Here is a 379-nt window from a genome sequence, read left to right as displayed (position 1 = left end):
CTGCCACGGCGAGTGCGGGTCACAAAAGTAGATCTCCAACCCCGTGTCCACGGTGATCTTCCGGTGATGGGCCATTTCCTTGCCCTGATCCCAGGTCAGCGAGCCCAGCAGCACCGTGGGCAGCGTCTGGATCAGCTCGGTCATCGCCGCAGCGACCGTGGCGGCGTCCCGTCCGTCGGGCAGGTGCAGCAGCATCACGAACCGGGTCGAGCGTTCCACCAGCGTCCCGATCGCCGACCGGTTGTCCTTGCCCAGGATCAGGTCACCTTCCCAATGTCCCGGGACGGCCCGGTCAGCGACCTCGGCCGGACGTTCACTGACGTTGACCATGTCCTGGATCCCGCCCGAGGGTCGTTCCCGGCGGGCCTGGGCCTGGCGT

General features: G+C 67.3%; 1 protein-coding gene. It reads right to left on the bottom strand.

Annotated elements, in window-relative coordinates:
* A partial coding sequence (locus tag VA596_RS50570) for an IS30 family transposase (RefSeq protein ID WP_323337985.1) occupies positions 1–379 on the bottom strand: 379 nt, incomplete at both ends.

The organism is Amycolatopsis heterodermiae (assembly GCF_034929455.1).
GTDB classification, from domain to species: Bacteria; Actinomycetota; Actinomycetes; order Mycobacteriales; family Pseudonocardiaceae; genus Amycolatopsis; species Amycolatopsis heterodermiae.
The sequence above is the reverse complement of the archived record's forward strand: the minus strand, read 5'-3'. Positions and strand labels throughout refer to the sequence as shown.